Raw genomic sequence first — 20559 nt, 5'->3', positions numbered from 1 at the left:
GGGATCATGACAGGCCTTTAGAAATACAAAATGTATCCGAAAGTTTCTTCGATTTAATTATAAAGCTTGATAAAGAACATAGAGAAATGACCAATTACAATCAAGAATAAAGGCCGACACAAGTTATTGCCAAATTTGCCGGTGAAAATAAAAAACAAGCATCCACAAGACACAAGTGCCTTATGAACAGATGTTTTTTCCGATGCGGCCCAATAGAGAACCACCGTTGCAAAAAACATCTGTTCATAAGGCACCAGCCCGCGGCAGCGACCCCAGGTTAAACGGTCCGCTGCAATCCTGCTCTAGGAGCAGACAACCGATCCCGCAAGGCCCGCATATTGTTACTAACCTTCTGCTGCGTGATCTTCGCATAAATCTGCGTTGTACGGATACATTTATGTCCTAGCATCTGGCTCACCGTTTCAATCGGCACGTCATTTTCAAGCGTCACCGTAGTAGCAAAAGTATGCCGCGCGGTATGCGTGGTTAAATGCTTTTTAATGCCACATACGATGGCTATTTCTTGCAGATAGGCATTATACCGCTGGTTACTATTAACCGGCAGCAAACGGCCATATGCCTTGCAATACAGGCTTTCTTTGTACCGGTCTATTATCTCCAATGGAATCGGCAAAAGCGGCACACGTTCCGCTGTGTGAGTTTTCATTCTATCCTTCATAATCCATCTTTCGCCGTCAATACCAATGACGAGGTTATCAGGCGTAAGGTGAAGTACATCTGTGTAAGCATAGCCCGTAAAGCAGCAGAACAAATAAATATCTCTCACCTCCGCCAATCGTGGAATCAGCTCTTTATTATACAAGGACATAATTTCATCCATTGTAAGCCGTTCCCGCTGCGGTTCTTCGTAACTGCATTTAAACCCACTCAATGGACTAACGACTAGCCAACCCTGATCTACAGCTAATTTGAGCATTTGTTTTAAAATCTTCACGTACTTCATGGCAGTGTTACTACCCATCCCCTGCACGGTCGTAAGAAAATGTTCAAAATCCGGGGCAAAAGAAAAACGAATTTCAGAAAGCGGCTTATCTGAAACATGAAAATGCGCTTTGAGAAAGGCCACCACCTTCTCTTTAGTAATCTCAAAGCGTTTCAGCGTACGCCCAGACTTCATTCCGGCTTTTACTTTCTCTGCAAACCGGCGGTTATGGAAGTCTATCACTTCGCATAATGTTCGCGAGTGTTCCGTAATTCCAGCGAAAGAATTTTTAACAGAGCAAGCCGTTACCGGTTCACCCGATGTAACTAAATGGCTGTAATGTTTGTGTAGATTGGCTTTCAGGGTCACCAACTGTCGATTAATCGCCTGCGCTTCCTCGGAATTTCCTTTTACAGATTGAGTAGCAGCGTTCCATAGAGAAGGGGTTACATACTGGTACGTGGAAAGTTCTGCACGTTTGCCGTCTACACTGAGACGTAGATAAATAGCGGGCTTGTTGTTTTTAGAGCGGCTTTTATTAAGCCAGAAAAGAACAGAAAAACTGGTCATACAACACTTGTTTTAAGTTAACCAAAATTGTTTCAACTTCACTTATCCTGACATCACTTAACATTGGTCAAACGCAACACGGTGCAGCATTTGGGGTATATGTCGGTTAGCACAATTTAATAAATCTATTGCTAACCGCAACGCTCACTTTTCTACCCTTACTTATCTTTTCACAACTTTACCACTAAAAACAAAAAAACCTTGTAGAATCAGCTTCTACAAGGTTTTAATTACGTAAGAGTATCTAGTTTTACTCCTGATGGTGATCCCCTTGGGACTCGAACCCAAGACCCATACATTAAAAGTGTATTGCTCTACCAACTGAGCTAGGGAATCCGCTACCACCCTCATTGTTAAGGGGATGCAAAAATAGGAATTATCCCTTAACTACCAAATTTTTCTTCAGAAAAAATAAAATTAACTTTCATACCTATATGAAAAAGTACTCCCTGTTATTAGCTGTAGCATCGCTAATATATGCCTGCCAGCCAACGAAATCTTATACCCGTTTTTCCCGCGGTGCCGATGGTCAACTCAAAACACAAGAGTATACGGAGCCTGGATATCAGATCCCCTGGAAAGCAAAGAAAAAAAAGGCCGCCATTCAGCCTACAATTACTTTTATGGAGTCTGTAAAAGACTACCACCGCACGTTCCATCACTTTCCGCAGGATCTGTGGAACCTGCAAAATATGAACGACAAAAGCAGAAATGCCTTCAGGGATATGGAGGAGATCGGGTTTACGAAGCTACGGCTGCACTATGTATACATCGACTCATTTGTGGTGGCATTCGTACATAAGCCGGTGTATAATGAGCCGGGGAAAGGTGGCAGAACAATCGCCTCAGGATCTGATGTAAATGGTCAATTTATTTTTACGTATAATCGAAAAGATTCGACTTTTCTGTATACTAAGACACTCGACTAGTCAGCGTTTGCAGCGCCGCGATGTCTACCTGGCTTCTTTCGGGTAGTACAAGGGAGCAGGCCATATTGCCGGCTATCCAGCTAACGGCCTTGTATTGCAGGAAATGAACGAAGGTAGAGATCACAAAATCTCCGTTGACCGCAACAGATTTTACGTTGAATAATTCCAGGTCGGTAGTGAAGCCGGTGCGCAATACTTTTGAAAGGGCTTCCCGGGCTGTCCAGAGCAAAAACTGCTGTTCTTCGGGAGTATGGGGCAACGATGCTATTAAAAGCGATTCTGCGGGCGATAAAGGCGGTAAAAAACGATCTGCATCTAATACTTCTATGTCTACCGCCATCGGATGCGATTCGGGGAATACTACGGCCATCGCGCTGCCGCCACTATGGGCAATGCTTACCTGCACATTGCTATGACCAGGACAGGTCAGCACCGGCTGACCAAATACGCCGGGACGGATACGGATGCCGGCAGGCGCCACCCCCGTAAAATTAAAAGCCGCCAGCTTTGCAGCATGGCGGCCTAATAAATAATCATGTTGGGCGATACCCGTTAAAGCAGTACGTTCTTCAGGATGTAAAAAGCGATGTATTTCAAGCTGCAAGGCAGATAGCGACAAGGAGGACACCCCCATTGATACCGGGAAAGTAAGTCCTTCCCGCGTAACTGTTAATGAAAGATGATGACTATTCGTCCATTCCGTCATGGTTGTTGTCTCCTTTTTCTGTTTTACTGCTGTTAGCGACCAGGGTATTCAAACTATTCACTTCTTCTTTTGTAAAATACCGCCAGGAGCCGGTGGCCAGATCTTTTGTTGTCATGTTCATGATACGGGTACGCTTCAAGGCTACCACTTCGTAGCCCAGCGCTTCACACATCCGGCGGATCTGCCGGTTGAGGCCCTGCGTCAGGATGATACGAAAACGACTGGCCCCTTCCTGTTGCACAAAACATTTCTGCGTCATCACACCCAGGATACGGACACCGTTACGCATCGCTTTCACAAACTCCAGGTCAATCGGCTTATCAACGGTAACGATGTATTCTTTCTCATGCTGATTACCTGCCCGGAGAATTTTATTAACGATATCACCGTCGTTCGTTAAAAAGATCAGTCCTTCGGAACGCTTGTCCAAACGGCCAATCGGGAAAATCCGGCTGGAGAAATTAACGTAGTCAATAATGTTCGTTTTATCCTTCAGATCGGTGGTACAGGTAATGCCTTTGGGCTTGTTCAGCGCAATATATACGGTAGTTTTTTTCTTCTTCAACGGCTCTCCGTCTACTTCTACCACGTCGCCGTCTTTTACACGGTTACCTTTGGAAGCGATGTTATCGTTGATCGTTACCCTACCCTGTTCAATATATTTATCAGCTTCTCTACGGCTGCAAAAACCGGTTTCACTGATGTATTTGTTAACGCTTATATCCATAATTACCTTTGAAATCGACTGCAAATTACTTAAAACCGGGCAAAAACTCAGGTAAGGTCCAGGCTTCTACTTCGCCGGTGTCCAGATCCATCAATTTCATAGGATGTAACAATACCTGCCGCCCAAAATAGCTACCCGCTATCCGGCCCCGCATATGGTATCCCTGGATGATGTGACGGGGCTCGCCGGTGTTCATGTCCAGCACAAAGTCCGCTCCCCAGCGGTTCGATTCAGTAGCGCTGGCACTGATACAAATCCGCTCCTGGTCTTCTGTTACCAGGATATCACTGCCAAACACCACGCCTGTATCATCCCCCATCTCAGAAAAGTTGCGCTGCCAGAGGATCTTCAGCTCCCCGTCACAACAAATAAGGATATTTCCTTCTGTCAGCAACAGGTACCGTTGCAGTGCTTCCACATACGTTACTTTATGCGCCCGGTGCGGATAAGGTGTTTTTATCAGGGTGCCGGCAAACGTAGCGCCATCGACCTGCAGCCAGGATTTTTTATTTTCCAGCGGGAAATAAAACAGGTTCTGATGCGGATTGAAAGTGCCATTATATAGTCGCACCTCCGGCTTTAATTCAGCTACTATTTCCCCCGTGGAAAGGTCCACCCAGGCCAGCTTCTGGTTATAGGCTTCCAGCAGCAGGTGACTGCCACCGGCATTGAAAACGGCATTATAATACATATGCCGGTTGGTACTATACACCACTTCCTGCGTGGCCACCCGCATCACAATCAGGTTAGTCACCAGTTTACGCCCGCCCTGAATCCAGGCCGAATTAAGTACCAGCAAGCCTGTCCCGGCATGCCAGGCAATTACCTGGTAACCCGGATACTGTTGCCATGCCTGCAGCCGTTTTTCATCGATGTGATACACCAACGGCGCCACATTCTCTTCGTCATCCCGGGAAAGAAATAACTGCCGGCCTTTATTGTCTGTAATTACGTTCATTTGTTTTTTTTCGGGAGATGAATACCGCGTTAGTTCATACTTAGCTGCTGTAATATGGTAGGGTCCTGGATTTCATGGTCCTTTGCCAGCAACAGTACTTTAGCAATCAGCTCCGCAGATTTTGGATCATCATCTATAAACGGTAAAAATATACGGCCTCTGTGCTGGGAATGCACCGGTAAAACAGACAGGTACTTTCCAGGCAACTGATGCGCCACGGCACTTCCCAGGTGCACACTATAATCGCCGTGTTGGCCCTTGATACGGGCGTGGTTGCCACTCACCGTTACATTGTTTACTTTGAATAAACGCAGCGTTTCTTTCAGCAATACACTCCGCATTTCAATGGAACTATGACTCGCTTCCGGATCTACACCGCCTACATGCGCTACACTCACTACCAGGTCTATATCCCGCATCACTTCACTGAAAATCAGCGGCGAAATCTGCTCAAACGCCACCGGCTTACCCGTTTTCAGGTCATGAAAAATGAGGGTTTCCAGGGTAGGCGATTCTACTTCTGCCGGCGAAAACCAATCGGCCATCGCATATATTTTGGCCACAAAACCTTCTTTGTGGAATACCTTCTGTAAACCTTCTTCATAATCAACTTTCCAATGCCTGTTCTTCAGCAAAGCTACGGTCTGACTGGGTTGCACCTGATGACCGGCATAACGGCGCGACACTGATTTCTCTGCCAGTTCATCCGCCAATGGCACATACAGTTCACGGAATATTTGTTTAAAAGGCTGCTGCAACTGCTTTTCAAATGCATACCGCTGATAATCACTCCACACACCCGCTGTATACAAATCTGAACAATGCGCAATACGGATAACATCTGTGGCTGCCAGCTCAAACGTAGTACCATTGGGAGCATGCAACCCACCTGCCTGATAAAAACCATGCTTCTCTCCGGCTACATAAATCAGCTTTTCCAGGTGCCGCGCAATTACCGGATGCCCAAAAAGATTTCCCAACTCGGCAGCCAGAAAGGCGTCACCGCGTACCATGGCATCTTCCAGCGATTTTTTAGATCGGCTGAACTGTTCCCTCAATATCTTCCGGTAATCATGTAATTCTTCTACTTTTTTATCTTTTTTATACTTCGGCGGTACAGCTTTCAATGCTTTATCGCCCTTAAAGGCCACCACGTCAGCGATGCCGGCTTCATCGATCACCAGCCCTATGGTCACATCATCGTATTGCACCTGCGTTTCTCCCGATAAAATATTTTGCACCTGCTTTGTTTCCATCGCCCAGGCTAAACGAAGCGGATCGGCATAACCCGCATTACGGGCCAGGTTTTCCATCGCTATCCGGATGGCCAACGCTTCACTGCTTTGCTTCTGCGCACCAAACTGCCGGCTCTCTTTTTTAAAGAGTTGCAGGTATTCATAACGCCCCAGCATATCTTTCGCCGCATTGGACTTACTCAATGGAATCAGTCCATACATCCGAAGATAATCCTGGTCACGTTTCTCTTTGATCTTCTGCGTCACCTCTTTTATCTTCAAATCACCAATAATAACGTCAGCGTATAAACGCGCTCTCCGGTGTTCGTTACCATCACTGATATATTTCGCCGCATCATATACTATCTGCCAGCGCTCTTTGCCTATTTGCTTATACGCTTGCAGGAACCATTCTTTATCTACGGCACCTAACTTAAAATCCGCCAGGTCAACGGCCGAATAACGCGCAATTTCACTTTCTGCTTCTGCATTCTGCTCGGCGGCACCGGACGATTTAGTATGTGCATGCATCCACCAGATGGCGGAGTCCAGCCCTTTCCAGTTGAGATACTGACTCACAAATGGCTGCCATTGCGGCGCATATACCGCCGCTTCTATCAACTGTGTTTCACCGGCATTCATTTGCTTCATAGCGGCATTAAATACGGCCTGCGTATCTTCCGGCAGCGGATAACAATTCTTCAGCAACGTACTGAGTTGCTGTTGTTTACTATAAACACTATTGCCACCGGAATAAATGTATCCTCGGTGCAGCGTCGTTTTTCCTAACGCCTTTAATATCTCCGCAAAACGATGCACACCATAGATAACCTTTATCTGTTGCACCAGCTGCGTCACTGCGGTGGCAGTGTCTCCCCGCTTTAACTCTATGTCCAGGAAATGCTCCCGCATCCGGATAAACATGGGCTGCAGGAAAGGGAATTGTTTGAAGTAATCAAATGCATCTTTATGCCGCTTCACAGCAGATAATACACGGATATTTTCTGCACAGATAAGACCGCGATACATTTCACTTTCACTGATCAGGCCCGCCTGGTAAGCATAACAGAAAACAGACAACGGCGGCAAACTTAATGAAACACTTTCCGCCAGACCGTTAAACTGCCGCCAGTGGTACAATTGCCAGGCAGTATTCACTTCGTCTTTCATCAACCTGTCGGTGTTAATGTAGTCCAGCAACCTGTTAAATGCCTGGATACTTTGCCACCCCCCACGGGTATACGGATAAGATTTACCATCCGACTGGTACGCCAATACTTCCGGTGTTAACGACGCAAAAAGCCGGGTGGCAGCCCCTATGAGGAAAATATTGCGTTCTTCAAAAGGATGAATCAACACCAGCGCCTGCAATACCTGTAACACAGGATTCGACCATCTGTAGGAATGCGCAGCCCGCATTTCCTCCGGTATTATTGCTTCATAAGGAGGATAATAAGGCGCCGTCAAAGACGGCCAGTCATGCGTTAACTCCTGCTTTTCCAGCATCAGGGAATTCAGCAGGTAAAGATCCCTTGGCTGCCATCCGCTGTCCTGGTACCATTTTTCCCATACATCCGGCAAAGGATAAGCGGCATACTCCGCCGCTTTGGTATCAAATACAAAAGCATATGGCTTATTTTTACTAAAAGTATTTGCCAGTAGTACTTTCGAGCGACTGTTATCATACAGTTCTATTTCATACTCGTAGTCACCATGCTGCTCCCGCAACAACAACAGGTTTTTCAATGCCGCCCGTATCTCCGCGATGGATTTGGTAAAACCATATTCCCCTTCACGCAAACATTGTCCATAATAGTCGTCTTCCTTCACCATCGGCGCTACCACCGGTGATATCAACGCCGGATCATATAACCCATATCCGTTTTCAGCAGTAAAAGAAATACCTTCCTGATCTGCTAATAATTGTGATAATAATATTTCCTCTTTCGGAGAAATATTTTTTCGCTCTTTGAAAGATGCCTGCCAGTTATTAACGTCTTCCGTTAACCGCTTGCTTTTTTTCAGCTGTAAAGCCACGTCCAGACCAGCTAACCGCTGTTCTGCATCTCCCTGTAACAATTCCGTATTTACCCGTGCAATCACGGCATCCATCTGACGTAAGATCAATGCAATCGCTTTACTTCTGCTGCCGGCACTCTTACGCTTCAGCAATTCTGTAAATACTTTCATCTCAGCAGGATCGAACTGCTCTTTGCTCAATGCCCGGAAAGCCACGTCTACTACATATTCTCCCCTATCCTTCAACATCCGCATAGCAAAATTCCGTTGCAGATCCGTCAACGGCGGAACAATTGTATCTTCATTCCATCCCCATGCCGCATGTTCCGGAAACACCAGTCTGGACAACTCCTCCCGCAAAGAAATATTCATATCGTCGTAATACGACAGCATGATATCCAGCCGGTCCTGCCGCCCCAACACCAGGCGGGCCATGGCCTGCAGCGCATCATTGCGGTCAAATTTTATGTTCATCCAGGAAAACACTTTCCCACTAAACAATAACTCTTTTTTACCTGTGCGCGCTACCACCGCATGTAAACGATCAAACAACTCCGGGAAATGGGTATCATAATGAACACCCGTATGATTATAAAGCCGCGCGTTAATACCCGCCAATGCCAGTCCCAGCACAGCTTCTTCTTTATCTTCCAGCGCCCTGTAAAACAGGGGCATGTCTATGTTGTAATATTTTGTTTCTGCTGCAAACTTCAGTGCAAGACAACGTTTTTCTACATTCCCTTCATCAAAAAGCGTGATCAGCAAAGGCCGGGTAGTGGCGATATCATACACGCCCATACTCCACAATCCCATGTATACGTCCATGTTGTTGGCGCTTTTCATGGCATCCGGAATCAGACTCGGTGTTTGTAAATATTCCTGTGCTTTTGTGAGAAATAAATTCACGGTGCTTTCCTTCTCTGCGTCCCAGCCCAGGCCTGTCCATACATCCAGGGCGCGTACTACTGATGAAAAGCGCGTCATCTTGTTATCCAGCAGCACTTTCGTCATATATTTCAGCGCACCAACGGAGGTTTCATCCAACGCTTCCAGGATAGTTTGCCGCAAGCCTTCCTGTCGCTGTGCCGCCAGCAGCAGCTTTTCCACCAATGCCCACGCAGATTCCTTGTCACTGTTCAGCAATGCTTTAATGATGGAACGTGTTACTTTCCCGATCTCATCTTTATTGAAAATGATATCTTCCATCAGCGACAATACTTCCGTATGGCCCATATCGATGGCGGCAGACCAGATCCGGAACAGGTTACTGCTCTGAAATGTCTGATCATATCGCACCTGTTCAGTTATACTCAAATCAAAACTACTCACTTTCATACCGCCCTCGTATGTCACCTGGTAAGCCTGTGGCATCGCCAGTACCATGAAGTTCAGCTGGTTTACAAAATACACTTCCCGGTCGTGCGGCGCGGTAAACGACCTGCGATAAGAGCCACTCTGGTACATCTGAAAAGGGATGCGCTCCCAGGCATGTTTTATATAAGGCGCTTTGTCTTCACCGAAAATATACAGCAGTAAATTCCAGGCAGCGGGGTCACTCCATTCACCGGCGGGCAACAGGGCGGCGATGCGATCATATCGCGTACTCTTGTAAGTTAGCTGTCTGCGGTAACCATAATCACCGTCATTACGGTTTTCATCCGGCGATTCATGAATAAACAGCAATGCCAGTGCTGCCATGTCTTTGGTTAACAACGGGTGAGTGGCTTTTCCGGAACAGATGCTGTCCAGTTCTGCGGTCATTTTTTTCAAATAATCAGGGATTTCCCGGGTGGCCAGGAATTGCTTTGCGTCCATAATAAAGGTCTTTGCTGTGGGTAACGGGTTAAAATAATGCTTCTTTACCAGATGCTTCCGGCGAGAAAGGTTAACCTTACAAAAGTAACAACTGTATCGCTATTCAACGAAAATTTATCGGTTAATTTCTTGATTTCTTCGTCTCCGGCAAATACGGCAAACAGGCCGTCTTCAAATGCCTGTAATGCAGTATCCTCCGCCTTCTGAGGGTCGGCCCTGTTTTCATTATAAATGCTGCCAAATCCTGCTTTTCCGTTGGCAACACCCTTTTCTATCTGCTCCGCAGAAAGGAAGGGCAACAGATTTTTTTCCAGTGGTTTATTGTTATAGGCAGTCACCTGCTGTTTTACTACCGCCACCAGCAATTCCCGGAGAGAAGGTTGGTCGGATAGGTCTTCCACTTCCAGCAATTGCCGGTCTATTATTGCATGTTTCCTGCCGGGTTGTTTTACACGGATTGTTATTTGCATTTCAACGTCACTTTGGGTCGCGGCAAAACTAAGGCAAAAACAAATGTATCCCAATAATTATGCTTTGATCTTAATGGGTAAGAATGTAACTTGTCAATGGCAATCTGTCCCGCTGCCTGGCTCCCTGACATGATAAAAAGAACACTATGCCTGATCTACTGTCTGCTCGGATTGCTGCATTCCCGGCTAACAGGTCAAACGCAGTTACCATACATACTCAATGGTGCCGCTACCCAGCGTACCTGCAACTGCTATGTGCTCACACCAGATCAGCAAACCGCCAGCGGCACCGTTTGGAATAAAAATAAAATCAATCTTAACCAGTCTTTCAACTATGTATTTGATGTAAATCTCGGCTGTAAAGACGCCACCGGCGCCGATGGCATCGGATTTATACTACAAACAAAAGGAACTAATCTCGGCGCCACCGGGCAGGGGCTGGGCTTTAAAGGCATCGCTCCTTCCCTCGGCGTACTGATAGATACCTGGCAGAATTTCGATGAAAACGATCCTCCTTACGATCACCTGGCCATACAAATGAATGGTCTGTCTGATCATAACAGCATCGGCAACCTGGCGGGCCCCGTGACGGTGCTGAAGGATAATGATAACGTGGAAGACTGCGCGTGGCATCTCTTCCGCATCAAATGGGACGCGACATTACAACACCTGGAAGTGAGCGTAGATAATGAATTACGGCTCACACTCGATAAAGACCTGGTAAATGATATCTTCGCCGGAGATCCCAATGTTTTCTGGGGTTTTGCCGGTTCTACCGGCGGTAGCTCCAACGTCCAGCAGTTTTGTGCAGCCCTTCGGCCGGAATTTAATTTTAATCCGCAACAAGTGTTCTGCGATGGCACGCCTATACAGTTTAAAGACAATTCCAGCTCCTTTGGTGCCATCACCAGCTGGTGGTGGGATTTGGGAGATGGGACCTTTTCTACCGCCCCGCAACCTCCTTCACATGTATACCCGGCGGCAGGACATTATGCGGTGAAACTGGTGATTGAAGATAACAGCGGCTGCGAATCAGATACCCTGAAAGCCGATTTTATCGTGGGGGCGTACCCGGTAGTCGACTTCGGACCCAATCCACTTTGTTTGGGTTCGCAAATGCAAATGAACGATCTCACTACCATTACGGTGGGCTCCCTCCAAAAATGGGAATGGGACTGGGGAGACGGTACGACGGCCACCGGTGCCCAGCCAACTGCTCCCTATACCACACCCGGTTCCCGGCAAATACAACTCAACGTCACCTCTGCACAAGGCTGCGGAAGCACCCTCACCAAATCAATACTGGTCAGCAACACACCACAGGTCAGCGCTACGGGTGAAAATGTTTGTCTCGGTACTACCACCGCTTTTCAGGCGACCAATACTACACCCAACGTTCCTATCCGCCAATGGCACTGGGACCTGGGCAATGGTGAAACACAATTGCAACAAAATGCCACTTATCAATATGCAGATACAGGATACTATCCTGCACGCCTATACGCCACAAGTGTGGATGGTTGTCAGTCACCCGTAGCAAACGTTCCGGTAACCGTAACCGCCGTTTATGCACGCGCCGGCGCCGATACCATTGTAGCCAACGGACAACCGCTGCAACTGCAATCGCAATGGAACGATCCGCGTTTACAATACAACTGGTCGCCGGCTACTGGTCTGACCAATCCTTATATCCCCAACCCTGTCGCGGTTTTACATAAAGACCAAACCTATCGCCTCACCCTCACCTCACCGGAAGGATGCCACGATGAGGACTACCTCAACGTGAAGGTGTATGAAGGCCCGGAGTTTTATGTACCCAATGCCTTTACCCCCAACAACGATGGACGGAATGATATCTTTCGCGTCATCGCTGCCGGGGTGCCTAAACTGGATTTCTTCTGTGTCTGGAACCGCTGGGGCCAGGAAGTATACCGCAGCGCCGACCTTCCCGGTGGTTGGGATGGTAACTGGCAAAGCCAACCCGCTCCTGCCGGCACCTATGTTTGGATGGTGCAGGGAGCAGATTACACTGGCAGACGCTTTAGCAGAAAAGGAACGGTAACGCTTATACGATAACTATACGCGGTAACAAATGGCATTAATATTCATGCCCGCCCCTACGGATGCAAACAGGATCACATCCCCTGCTTTCACCGACTGGTTCGGGATGTCCCCCTTTCTCACCATATCGTATAAGGTGGGCACCGTGGCAACAGAACTATTGCCCAGTACATGAATATTCATCGGCATAATATCGGCGGGTATATCCTTTATGTCATATAATAGATAGAAAGCCTTGATAATGGCAATGTCCATTTTCTCATTGGCCTGGTGAATGAAGATCTTCTTTACTTCGCTGATAGGGATATTTCCTTTATCCAGACAGTCTTTCATGGCTTCCGGCACACGTTTGAGGGCAAACTCATATACCTTACGGCCCAACATCTTGATATAACGGATACGCTTATCCGAATCGGGCGCATAGGACATGCCCATATAAATATAGTTCAACTCCTCATTGGCGTAAGACTGTGCACTGGCGCTGATAATACCGGATGTATTGTTCCCGTCTTCCAATGCTTCTACTATCACCGCTCCTGCGCCATCACTGAAAATCATGCTGTCACGGTCGTAGCGGTCAATCACACGACTCAGGGTTTCGGTGCCTATTACCAGGCATTTCTTTGCCAGACCAGCTTTAAAGAAAGCATCTGCCTGAATTAAACCCTGTATCCAACCGGGGCAACCAAATAACACATCGTATGGAATACAGGCCGGATTGCGGATGCCCAACGCCTGTTTCACCCTGGATGCCAGTGAAGGCACGGCATCCGACTGTATGGTATCTTTTAAAACATTTCCAAAATTATGCGCCAGGATAATCTGATCCAGCGTTTCAGGGTCCACACCTGCATCTTTAATTGCTGCTATAGCAGCTGCTACGGCCATCTCCGTAGCATTCATATCTACATCTGCATACCTGCGTTCAGAAATACCTGTTACCTCTTCAAATTTGCGGACTATATCCGCCCCTTCTGAAGGTATACGCTCTTGTCGGTCACTGTAGAATTCCTGATTTACAAAATCATTATTTAGTTTTTTATTCGCAGGAATGAAGCTACCAGTACCGGTTATAACTGTTCGCATTGTTTGAATCATAGTCTGATTTTTGAGCTGCCACCTGACAACCCCGTTTTATAAAGATACAAACATTTGCTTTTGGGAGGTAACTGCTCTCCTACAATAAAAAGCTACCAGAACAAATCCAGGTAGCTTTTCTTTTACTATAACAAGAGGTTCTTATCACTGTTTTCAGGCAGATAACCATACCGGTTATCTGCCTGAATGTTTGTTCAGGTGTTTCTTTAAAGGGAATATTATTCCGCAGCCACTACTTCATAAGCATTGGTACCATCACTATTGGTAAACGGCTGATAGTAGGTGCCATTGTACACCACATATTTTTTTCCATCCAGTTCCTGTTCTGTTGCGCCGGAAGGTATTTGCGTAATCACGGCCCCTTCAGGAGGCTCTACTACCGTGTAAGAGGAACCTGATTTTGAATAAAAGGCGCCACCATAATAATAGTAATTACTACCGCCGGCAGGCACCATCTTATATCCTGAAGGCAAGGTAGTCACCACTGCTCCCATTGGAGCCGGTACTACCGTATAGCCGCCACCGGAAGGCGCAGGTGAATAATACACGCCCTGGTCGTAATGATACTTCTGATCATGAATAGATACAATGATCGCTGTGGTGGCCAGCGTAGCAAGTACAAATCCAACCGGATGCCAAACGGGTCCCCAGCCAACATAAGGATGGTACGGATGGTAACGATAACTATAACGACCCGGATATACCCTGTAGGCCGGACGCCCCACCACCCTTACATTCCGGTGTACATTCACATTCCGGTTTACATTGATGTTATTATTACGATTAACGTTAACGTTGTTATTGCGGTTACGGTTAACGTTCACATTATTATTGCGGTTATTATTATTGTTCCGGTTTATATTGTTATTCCGGCCATTATTCCGGTTTGCCGTATTAACACGGTTATTGGCAGGTCTGGCTGACTGTCCGGGCCTGTTATTTTGTGCAGGGCGACTAGCGGGCCGGTTCGCAGGACGAGCGGCCGGTTGCTTCTTTTGCGCAGGGCGACTGGCGGGCCTTGCCTGTGCAGGACGACTGGCCGACCTTGAGGGCGCAGCCTGGTGACCGCCGGGGCGCTCTCCCCGTCCTCCTCTTTGTGCGAAAAGGGATGCCGACAAAAGCAGCATCGAAAAAACCATCAGTACAGCAATATATTGCTTTGCAGAGGGAAAATTCATACGTCAGAATTTATAGATTAAAACCTTCTATAAACACTAACACACAGCGACCTATGATTGTTCAGAAAACATTCTCTTACACCAGATTATCAGATAATTTCCGCAACAATTCATAGGAATGCAGGCGGTCTGCCTGATCATAAATATGTGCGGTGGCCATCACCTCATCTACCTTTGTGTCGTTCAGGAACTGCTGTAATCCGTGCTGTACGGTATCTGAGCTGCCAATAAAGGAGCAGGCCAGCATTTGTTGTGCATGGGCGGCCTCATATTCGTTCCATACCCCTTCCATGCTGTCAATCGGAGGTCCCATGCGGCGCAGGCGGCCACGGATAATACCGAGGAACAACTGGTAAAAGGAGGTGGCCAAACGATTGGCGGCAGCATCTGTATCAGCAGCAATCACGTTGACACAAGCCATGGTATACGGTGCCTGTAAAAATTCAGATGGCTTAAAATTTTTCCTGTAAATACTGAGGGCAGCATGCAATTGTGCGGGGGCGAAATGGCTGGCGAAAGCATAAGGCAATCCCATGGCGGCGGCCAGGTAAGCACTGTCCGTGCTGGAACCCAGTATCCAGATGGGAATATCCAGTCCTTCACCCGGAATAGCCCTTACGGGGCCGGTATGATTATCAAAAGAGAGATATTGTTGTAATTCCTGCACCTGTTCGGGGAATTCACTGCCGGCAGCCAGGCGGTCGCGACGCAATGCACGGGCGGTTACCTGGTCCGTACCCGGCGCCCTGCCCAATCCAAGGTCAATCCTGTTGGGGTAAAGTGAAGCCAGGGTACCAAACTGTTCGGCTACCACCAGCGGTGCATGGTTGGGCAACATGATCCCACCGGAACCCACCCTGATGGTACTGGTACCGCCGGCAATATAGCCCAGCAATACGGCTGTAGCAGAACTCGCCACACTCACCATGTTATGGTGCTCTGCCATCCAGAAACGCTTATATCCTAATTTTTCTACCTGTTGTGCCAGCAGCAAACTGTTGCGAAATGCATCTGCGGGCGTTTGTCCTTCCAATACCGGCGCCAGGTCTAATACTGACAGCGGCGTTTTTAATCCATGCTTACTCATACTTCAGACGGTTATATTGGTTCGTTCCCGCAAATTTACAACAATGCGGCCGATGAGCAGGAGCTGATAACCTACAGGTAAGCAACCATGTATTAGCAAAGCAGGGGTATAAAGGGTAGTGGCGAATTGACAGGCGAACAGGAACAACTCAGGCATCCAGCAGTTTCAGAAACTCCGTGGAAAAGCGATATGCGTCACCCGGCCATCGGGCCGACAGGTAGTGCCGGTCCAGCACCGTAAAACCACGGTTCAGGTGATGTGCATCATCTTTGAGCATGGGCATGGGTCCTTTTATAAAATGCCTGGCATCACTTAAACAGGCTGTCACCTCCTGTTGTACGGTGGTGGAATAAGTGAGATAATAATCCTTCAGCCATAATTTTGTGAGATGATAGGCCGCGAATTCCTGTGATTGTAACAAGGCGGTAGTGTTATAGGAATGCAACACCGATTGTCCTGTTTGCGCGGCTCTACTTCTGGCCGCCAGCACTACACCATGACAAATAGCACCTACCGGCTTTTGTTCTGCGAAGAAACGGGCTACCTGCTGTTGCAACACAGCAGATTCCAGGTAAGGCCGCACGCCTTTATCATGACCGCCAGGTAACAACAATGCGTCAAAATCATCTGCCTGAATATCTTCATACTTACAGGGATTACAAAACGCATCACTGTTAGACATCTGGTGATAAGCCACTACCGCATCTTTCCGGGCCTGCAATAACCATTTCCAGATGCCCAGCTGCTCCCCTCTCAGTATTCGCATATCCGCCATACCGCTATATCCGCTGGGTGTGGCAAACTGTACGTCGTATCCCTTTGTGGTTAACAGTAACCAGGGGATGGCCGCTTCAGTGGGATCAAAGCCATAATCGGGTAACGGTACCAGCACTTTCTTCATGTAGGGTCTTTTAGATAACGCGGGCGTAGCGAGAAAGAAAGATACCAAAAAAAATATTTAACTACCCGGATTTCGTAATTTCATTAGCAAAAACAAACTATGTTGCGCGACATCGATGGTTGGTTTGAATCGAAAGCGGAACCCGCCAAAGGCTGTCTGCTCGCCCTTAGAGCACACCTGCTCCAATATAATCCCCACATCACAGAAGCCTGGAAATACCGGATGCCATTTTATTGCTACGATGGCAAAATGTGCTGCTACCTCTGGACACATAAACAATTACAACAACCTTACCTGGGCATTGTAGAAGGTAAACATATTACACATCCCCTGTTACAAGTAGAAAAAAGGGCCCGTATGAAAATACTGCTCATCAATCCTCTCGAAGATATCCCTATGGATACTGTTAATGAGATTTTGGAGAAGATGGTAAAATGGTATGCAGCACAAAAAAGATAAATTATAATCTTATCTACCTTAAAAAGTATATCCCCTTTATTAAAACGCAGATATAAATTTGCTTTCTCTAAAAGATCAATGCCGCCAGCAATACAATATAGATCACCAGTTTAATAATCCGCCAGCGGTTAGTACGGAAATGCCGGGGACGCGTAAAATCAATATTAATACGCTTCATAAAATAATCCAGCTTTCCGTGTGTCAACAGCGTTTTAAACATCCCCCACTCATTGCTGCATCTGAGAAGTGTCATATAATACCCTGCTTTTATTTCTTTAAAGCCCATACCAGAGGCCCTGATATAATTGATCACCATATCAATCAATGGAACCGCCAATAATAATATCAGCCATTTCTGCCAGCTCAGGTAAATAAAAAATAAAGGGGCGCTCAATAGCACCAGCAACATGCCTTCTACGGGATTGGGAAAGGCATACCAGGTAAACTGTTTGAAGCGGGGCAGCAATAACGCCATGCCTTCTCCATAACGTTCAAAACGCTTGTAATGCGGCTGTCCGTCATTCCACCACGGATGCGTGACACGCGCTTCTTTTACGCAAATAAAGCGGGCATTGTTACGCAAACAAATCTGCGCCGGCAGATCCACATCTTCTCCACCACCATTTTTGGGGAAAACGGTGGAAAAACGTAACTCCTGCATGGCAGCCCGATTGTACATCATATTGGCAGTAACGCCCCATACAAATTCCTCTGTCCTGTTGGCAATCGTGAAAATGGTGGTCAGACCCGCCGCCGTCAATGCCCGTGTGAAAGTATTCACCGGCGCAGGAAAATCAGTCAACCCAATAAATCCTATCGCCGCTCTGTGGGCTTCAATGGCCTTTACATATTGAAAAAGTAAATCCTCATCCGCTACAATATCATCGTCCAGGAACAGCATCCAGTCGCCATTTCCCGCATTAATCCCTTTATTCCGGCTCTCTGCTGCGCCTAAGTTTTCCGGGTTAATAAACAACTGTATGGCCCCTTCTTCCGCCAAACGAAGTATTTCCTTACCTGGCTTCACAGCTGGATTATCCACCACTACATAGTATGTAAACCTCCAGCCACCGGGTTTAGGCAATTGAATCAGTGGTAACAAAAACTGCTCATCCAACCGGAAAGTAGGAATGATAATATCGATGGCGTTTGAAGTTGTCAACATAGGGCGCGAAGATAAATAACATTCTTTTTCCTTTCGCAATGCGAAAAAAATATATATTAATTTCTGCTGAACGAAGCGTAGTTTGTCTTTGTACAGGATTATACTGATTTTTTCCTTTTCCATTTTATGAGCTTAAAAAAAGATCATCAAATCAGTATAATCCTGTACAAAGACAAAAAATCGCGCCCCCTGACCAAAATCATCCCCTCCCTGACGCCTGTCATTCCGCACCTCTCTCCTCCGGTGTAATTTTGTGAAGTGAGATTGAAACGACGATATGCGACCCACAAAAACAGGAATATAAACACTAGCAGAAAAGCCATCAATAATGGCGTTATTCCTGAATGAATCACGGCTTAACCAGCATCCTATAAAGTATGCACCGCCTCCTCCGGGAGGCGGGAATTACTACAAAAAAAGTACTTACTAACGGAGAAATCGCTCGTTGATAGATAAATGGTATTACCTGCCAGTGAAGAAGAAAGGCAACGGGATTGGTGCAGGTGTGCCTGCATACCGGTATACAACAGTGTACCGGTTTTTGCGTTAACGGAAAGCGATATCTTCGAGTTTACCTGCATCGAGCAACGTAATACTTCCATTACGGATAGCAATCAGCTTTTCGTTTTTAAAATCACTCAGCGTGCGTATCAGTGATTCTGTGGCGGTTCCGGCAACGGTGGCCAACTCTTCGCGGGAAATATTGATCACAAACTTTTCTACTTCCGGTTGTTGGTATTTATTACGGAGATGCACCAACGCACTGGCCACTTTTTTGCGTAGTGTGTCATAGGCAATGCCTACCAACCGCTCTTCTTTTTCTGTAAGATGTTGCGCGAGCATTCTTACAAAACGGGTGATGATATATGGGGTACGATTAAATATTTCTTCGGCATCCTTACGGGGTATCAATACTATTTCTGCGGCTTCCATCACAATTGCCGTTGCTTTGTAGGGCGTTTCTTCGAGCATCGCTACATACCCAAAAAAATCTCCTTTCTTATAAAGCCCGATGACCAGGTCTTTCCCGTCTTCATGTGTTTTAACAGTTTTCACTTTGCCTTCCAGGATATAATACAGGTAACGCGGTGTTCCTCCTTCCTTATAAATTGTTTCATAGGGTGCGAGCCGCATGGTATTGCGGTTTTCTGTGAACTCGCGGATCATTCGTTTGAGGTCATGGTCCTGTTCCGGCGAATGACCGGGCATTGGCAAGGCTGTCTGATACTGGTATCGTTGCAGGCGGTTTTCTACTGTCAGCAATAAATCATTATTGGAGAATGGGCGGATCAGGCAATCGTCCGCGCCCTGGTTCATCGCTGCCCTGAACAAACGGGCATTGTATTTATCTGCCAGAAAAATAACGGGTACCTTTTCCAGCAAAGGATCTTTACGAATGCTCCCCAGTACCCCCAGCCCATCAATCCCCTTCATATTCATTTCACAGAGGATCATATCCGGATGCTGCTCCTTTGCCATGGTGATGCCTGTTTTACCATTGGGGGCAAGCACTACCTCGTACTGGTGAAGCAATAACAACTCCCCTATATTTTCCTGCAACTGTTGAAGATCTCCTATTAACAGAATTTTTTGCATGATTCAAAAATACGGGAAATCATTTATGCATAAAAAAAGGGGTGGTAAGAATACCTCCCCTTTAATATTTTAACCATATCCTATGAAAAACCTGAACCAAAGATATACACCTCTTCGTTAGTTGAATCGCTTATTTCGTGAACGCATCATATTAACCCGTGAGTGCATGAAATTGACGGCTGTTAACCGGTGCTTAACAAAAGAGCAGTGGTAAAATGCACACTTAAAAGACAAAAGGAGATGCCGTGGAAATACTGTGGGGCCGGGAGTTCTATGCATAAAAAAAGGGGTGGTAAGAATACCTCCCCTTTAATATTTTAACCATATCCTATGAAAAACCTGAACCAAAGATATACTCATCTCCGTTAGTTCAACAGCTTATTCCGTGAACGCATGATATTGGCATGTGAATGCATGGAATTGGCGACTGTTAACCGGCTGTTAACAAAAAACAGCCGGTTATTAAGCGTGTAAACAACACCTTTCTAATTGCCTAACGTTTTGAGTGCCAGGTAAGACATGAGTCCAGCACCAGTTTCCAGCGCTTTTTCATCGGCATCAAAAGTAGCGGTATGTAAACCGGACATAATGCCCCGGTCTTCATTGCGTACGCCTAACCGGTAAAAGCAGGCATCTGCTACC

Annotated in this window: 15 protein-coding genes and 1 tRNA gene; 3 read left to right on the top strand and 13 right to left on the bottom strand. The window is 46.7% G+C overall.

Annotation, left to right across the window (positions count from 1 at the left end; translation table 11 throughout):
* Positions 1 to 277 precede the first annotated feature (277 nt).
* A complete protein-coding gene (locus tag VIP81_RS23450) occupies positions 278 to 1513 on the bottom strand; it encodes a site-specific integrase (protein ID WP_331967094.1) in 1236 nt (411 codons plus the stop codon).
* A gap of 260 nt (positions 1514 to 1773) precedes the next feature.
* Positions 1774 to 1849, bottom strand: a tRNA-Lys gene (locus tag VIP81_RS23445).
* A gap of 98 nt (positions 1850 to 1947) precedes the next feature.
* Here VIP81_RS23445 and VIP81_RS23440 point away from each other — a divergent pair.
* Positions 1948 to 2442 (top strand): hypothetical protein, encoded by a 495-nt coding sequence (locus VIP81_RS23440; protein ID WP_331967092.1) that lies wholly within the window; start codon positions 1948 to 1950, stop codon positions 2440 to 2442.
* Here the strand turns inward: VIP81_RS23440 and VIP81_RS23435 are convergent.
* Genes VIP81_RS23435 through VIP81_RS23415 form a run of 5 tightly spaced genes read right to left on the bottom strand, consistent with a single transcriptional unit; the run spans position 2426 to position 10372 of the window.
* On the bottom strand, positions 2426 to 3148 hold the full coding sequence (locus VIP81_RS23435) for a 4'-phosphopantetheinyl transferase family protein (RefSeq protein WP_331967090.1): 723 nt from the start codon (positions 3146 to 3148) through the stop codon (positions 2426 to 2428). The genes VIP81_RS23440 and VIP81_RS23435 overlap by 17 nt on opposite strands.
* Positions 3129 to 3875: a 23S rRNA pseudouridine(2604) synthase RluF gene (gene rluF, locus VIP81_RS23430; protein ID WP_134643266.1), complete on the bottom strand. Its 747-nt coding sequence runs from the start codon at positions 3873 to 3875 to the stop codon at positions 3129 to 3131. The genes VIP81_RS23435 and rluF overlap by 20 nt, the downstream gene beginning before the upstream one ends.
* 25 nt (positions 3876 to 3900) lie before the next feature.
* Entirely contained in the window at positions 3901 to 4833 is a 933-nt protein-coding gene (locus tag VIP81_RS23425; RefSeq protein ID WP_331967085.1) for a hypothetical protein, read from the bottom strand.
* Between the two features lie 29 nt (positions 4834 to 4862).
* Positions 4863 to 9902, bottom strand: coding sequence for a DUF4132 domain-containing protein (locus VIP81_RS23420; RefSeq protein WP_331967083.1), 5040 nt, complete (start codon positions 9900 to 9902; stop codon positions 4863 to 4865).
* Between the two features lie 44 nt (positions 9903 to 9946).
* Positions 9947 to 10372, bottom strand: coding sequence for a hypothetical protein (locus tag VIP81_RS23415; RefSeq protein WP_331967081.1), 426 nt, complete (start codon positions 10370 to 10372; stop codon positions 9947 to 9949).
* Between the two features lie 96 nt (positions 10373 to 10468).
* Between VIP81_RS23415 and VIP81_RS23410 the strand changes: the two genes are divergently transcribed.
* Positions 10469 to 12448: a lectin-like domain-containing protein gene (locus VIP81_RS23410; protein ID WP_331967079.1), complete on the top strand. Its 1980-nt coding sequence runs from the start codon at positions 10469 to 10471 to the stop codon at positions 12446 to 12448.
* On the opposite strand, the gene VIP81_RS23405 is transcribed toward VIP81_RS23410, so the two are convergent.
* The 4 genes from VIP81_RS23405 to VIP81_RS23390 form a co-directional block, all read right to left on the bottom strand.
* On the bottom strand, positions 12449 to 13519 hold the full coding sequence (locus tag VIP81_RS23405) for a 3-oxoacyl-ACP synthase III family protein (RefSeq protein WP_331967077.1): 1071 nt from the start codon (positions 13517 to 13519) through the stop codon (positions 12449 to 12451).
* Positions 13520 to 13749: 230 nt separating this feature from the next.
* Positions 13750 to 14709, bottom strand: a complete 960-nt coding sequence (locus VIP81_RS23400; protein WP_331967075.1) for a DUF6515 family protein — start codon at positions 14707 to 14709, stop codon at positions 13750 to 13752.
* Positions 14710 to 14785: 76 nt separating this feature from the next.
* Positions 14786 to 15796: an LLM class flavin-dependent oxidoreductase gene (locus VIP81_RS23395; protein WP_331967073.1), complete on the bottom strand. Its 1011-nt coding sequence runs from the start codon at positions 15794 to 15796 to the stop codon at positions 14786 to 14788.
* 148 nt (positions 15797 to 15944) lie between these two features.
* Positions 15945 to 16697 (bottom strand): type 1 glutamine amidotransferase domain-containing protein, encoded by a 753-nt coding sequence (locus tag VIP81_RS23390; RefSeq protein WP_331967071.1) that lies wholly within the window; start codon positions 16695 to 16697, stop codon positions 15945 to 15947.
* A gap of 99 nt (positions 16698 to 16796) precedes the next feature.
* On the opposite strand from VIP81_RS23390, the gene VIP81_RS23385 reads away from it, so the two are divergent.
* Positions 16797 to 17156: a DUF1801 domain-containing protein gene (locus tag VIP81_RS23385; RefSeq protein WP_331967069.1), complete on the top strand. Its 360-nt coding sequence runs from the start codon at positions 16797 to 16799 to the stop codon at positions 17154 to 17156.
* A gap of 67 nt (positions 17157 to 17223) precedes the next feature.
* Here the strand turns inward: VIP81_RS23385 and VIP81_RS23380 are convergent, their stop codons facing one another.
* A complete protein-coding gene (locus VIP81_RS23380; RefSeq protein ID WP_331967067.1) occupies positions 17224 to 18321 on the bottom strand; it encodes a glycosyltransferase family 2 protein in 1098 nt (365 codons plus the stop codon).
* Between the two features lie 546 nt (positions 18322 to 18867).
* The gene (locus VIP81_RS23375; RefSeq protein ID WP_331967065.1) at positions 18868 to 19917 is read right to left on the bottom strand and encodes a cyclic nucleotide-binding domain-containing protein; all 1050 of its coding nucleotides are present in this window, start codon (positions 19915 to 19917) and stop codon (positions 18868 to 18870) included.
* Positions 19918 to 20559: the final 642 nt, after the last annotated feature.

Source organism: Chitinophaga sp., assembly GCF_036566945.1.
Lineage (GTDB): Bacteria > Bacteroidota > Bacteroidia > Chitinophagales > Chitinophagaceae > Chitinophaga.
Note: the sequence above shows the minus strand (reverse complement) of the source record. Positions and strands in the feature narration are given on the sequence as shown.

Coding starts and splice junctions, on each gene's coding strand:
- VIP81_RS23375 (WP_331967065.1), bottom strand. CDS start 19,917: ATGCAAAAAATTCTGTTAATAGGAGATCTTCAACAGTTGCAGGAAAAT.
- VIP81_RS23385 (WP_331967069.1), top strand. CDS start 16,797: ATGTTGCGCGACATCGATGGTTGGTTTGAATCGAAAGCGGAACCCGCC.
- VIP81_RS23395 (WP_331967073.1), bottom strand. CDS start 15,796: ATGAGTAAGCATGGATTAAAAACGCCGCTGTCAGTATTAGACCTGGCG.
- rluF (WP_134643266.1), bottom strand. CDS start 3,875: ATGGATATAAGCGTTAACAAATACATCAGTGAAACCGGTTTTTGCAGC.
- VIP81_RS23415 (WP_331967081.1), bottom strand. CDS start 10,372: ATGCAAATAACAATCCGTGTAAAACAACCCGGCAGGAAACATGCAATA.
- VIP81_RS23380 (WP_331967067.1), bottom strand. CDS start 18,321: ATGTTGACAACTTCAAACGCCATCGATATTATCATTCCTACTTTCCGG.
- VIP81_RS23420 (WP_331967083.1), bottom strand. CDS start 9,902: ATGGACGCAAAGCAATTCCTGGCCACCCGGGAAATCCCTGATTATTTG.
- VIP81_RS23390 (WP_331967071.1), bottom strand. CDS start 16,697: ATGAAGAAAGTGCTGGTACCGTTACCCGATTATGGCTTTGATCCCACT.
- VIP81_RS23410 (WP_331967079.1), top strand. CDS start 10,469: ATGGCAATCTGTCCCGCTGCCTGGCTCCCTGACATGATAAAAAGAACA.
- VIP81_RS23440 (WP_331967092.1), top strand. CDS start 1,948: ATGAAAAAGTACTCCCTGTTATTAGCTGTAGCATCGCTAATATATGCC.
- VIP81_RS23435 (WP_331967090.1), bottom strand. CDS start 3,148: ATGACGGAATGGACGAATAGTCATCATCTTTCATTAACAGTTACGCGG.
- VIP81_RS23450 (WP_331967094.1), bottom strand. CDS start 1,513: ATGACCAGTTTTTCTGTTCTTTTCTGGCTTAATAAAAGCCGCTCTAAA.
- VIP81_RS23425 (WP_331967085.1), bottom strand. CDS start 4,833: ATGAACGTAATTACAGACAATAAAGGCCGGCAGTTATTTCTTTCCCGG.
- VIP81_RS23405 (WP_331967077.1), bottom strand. CDS start 13,519: ATGCGAACAGTTATAACCGGTACTGGTAGCTTCATTCCTGCGAATAAA.
- VIP81_RS23400 (WP_331967075.1), bottom strand. CDS start 14,709: ATGAATTTTCCCTCTGCAAAGCAATATATTGCTGTACTGATGGTTTTT.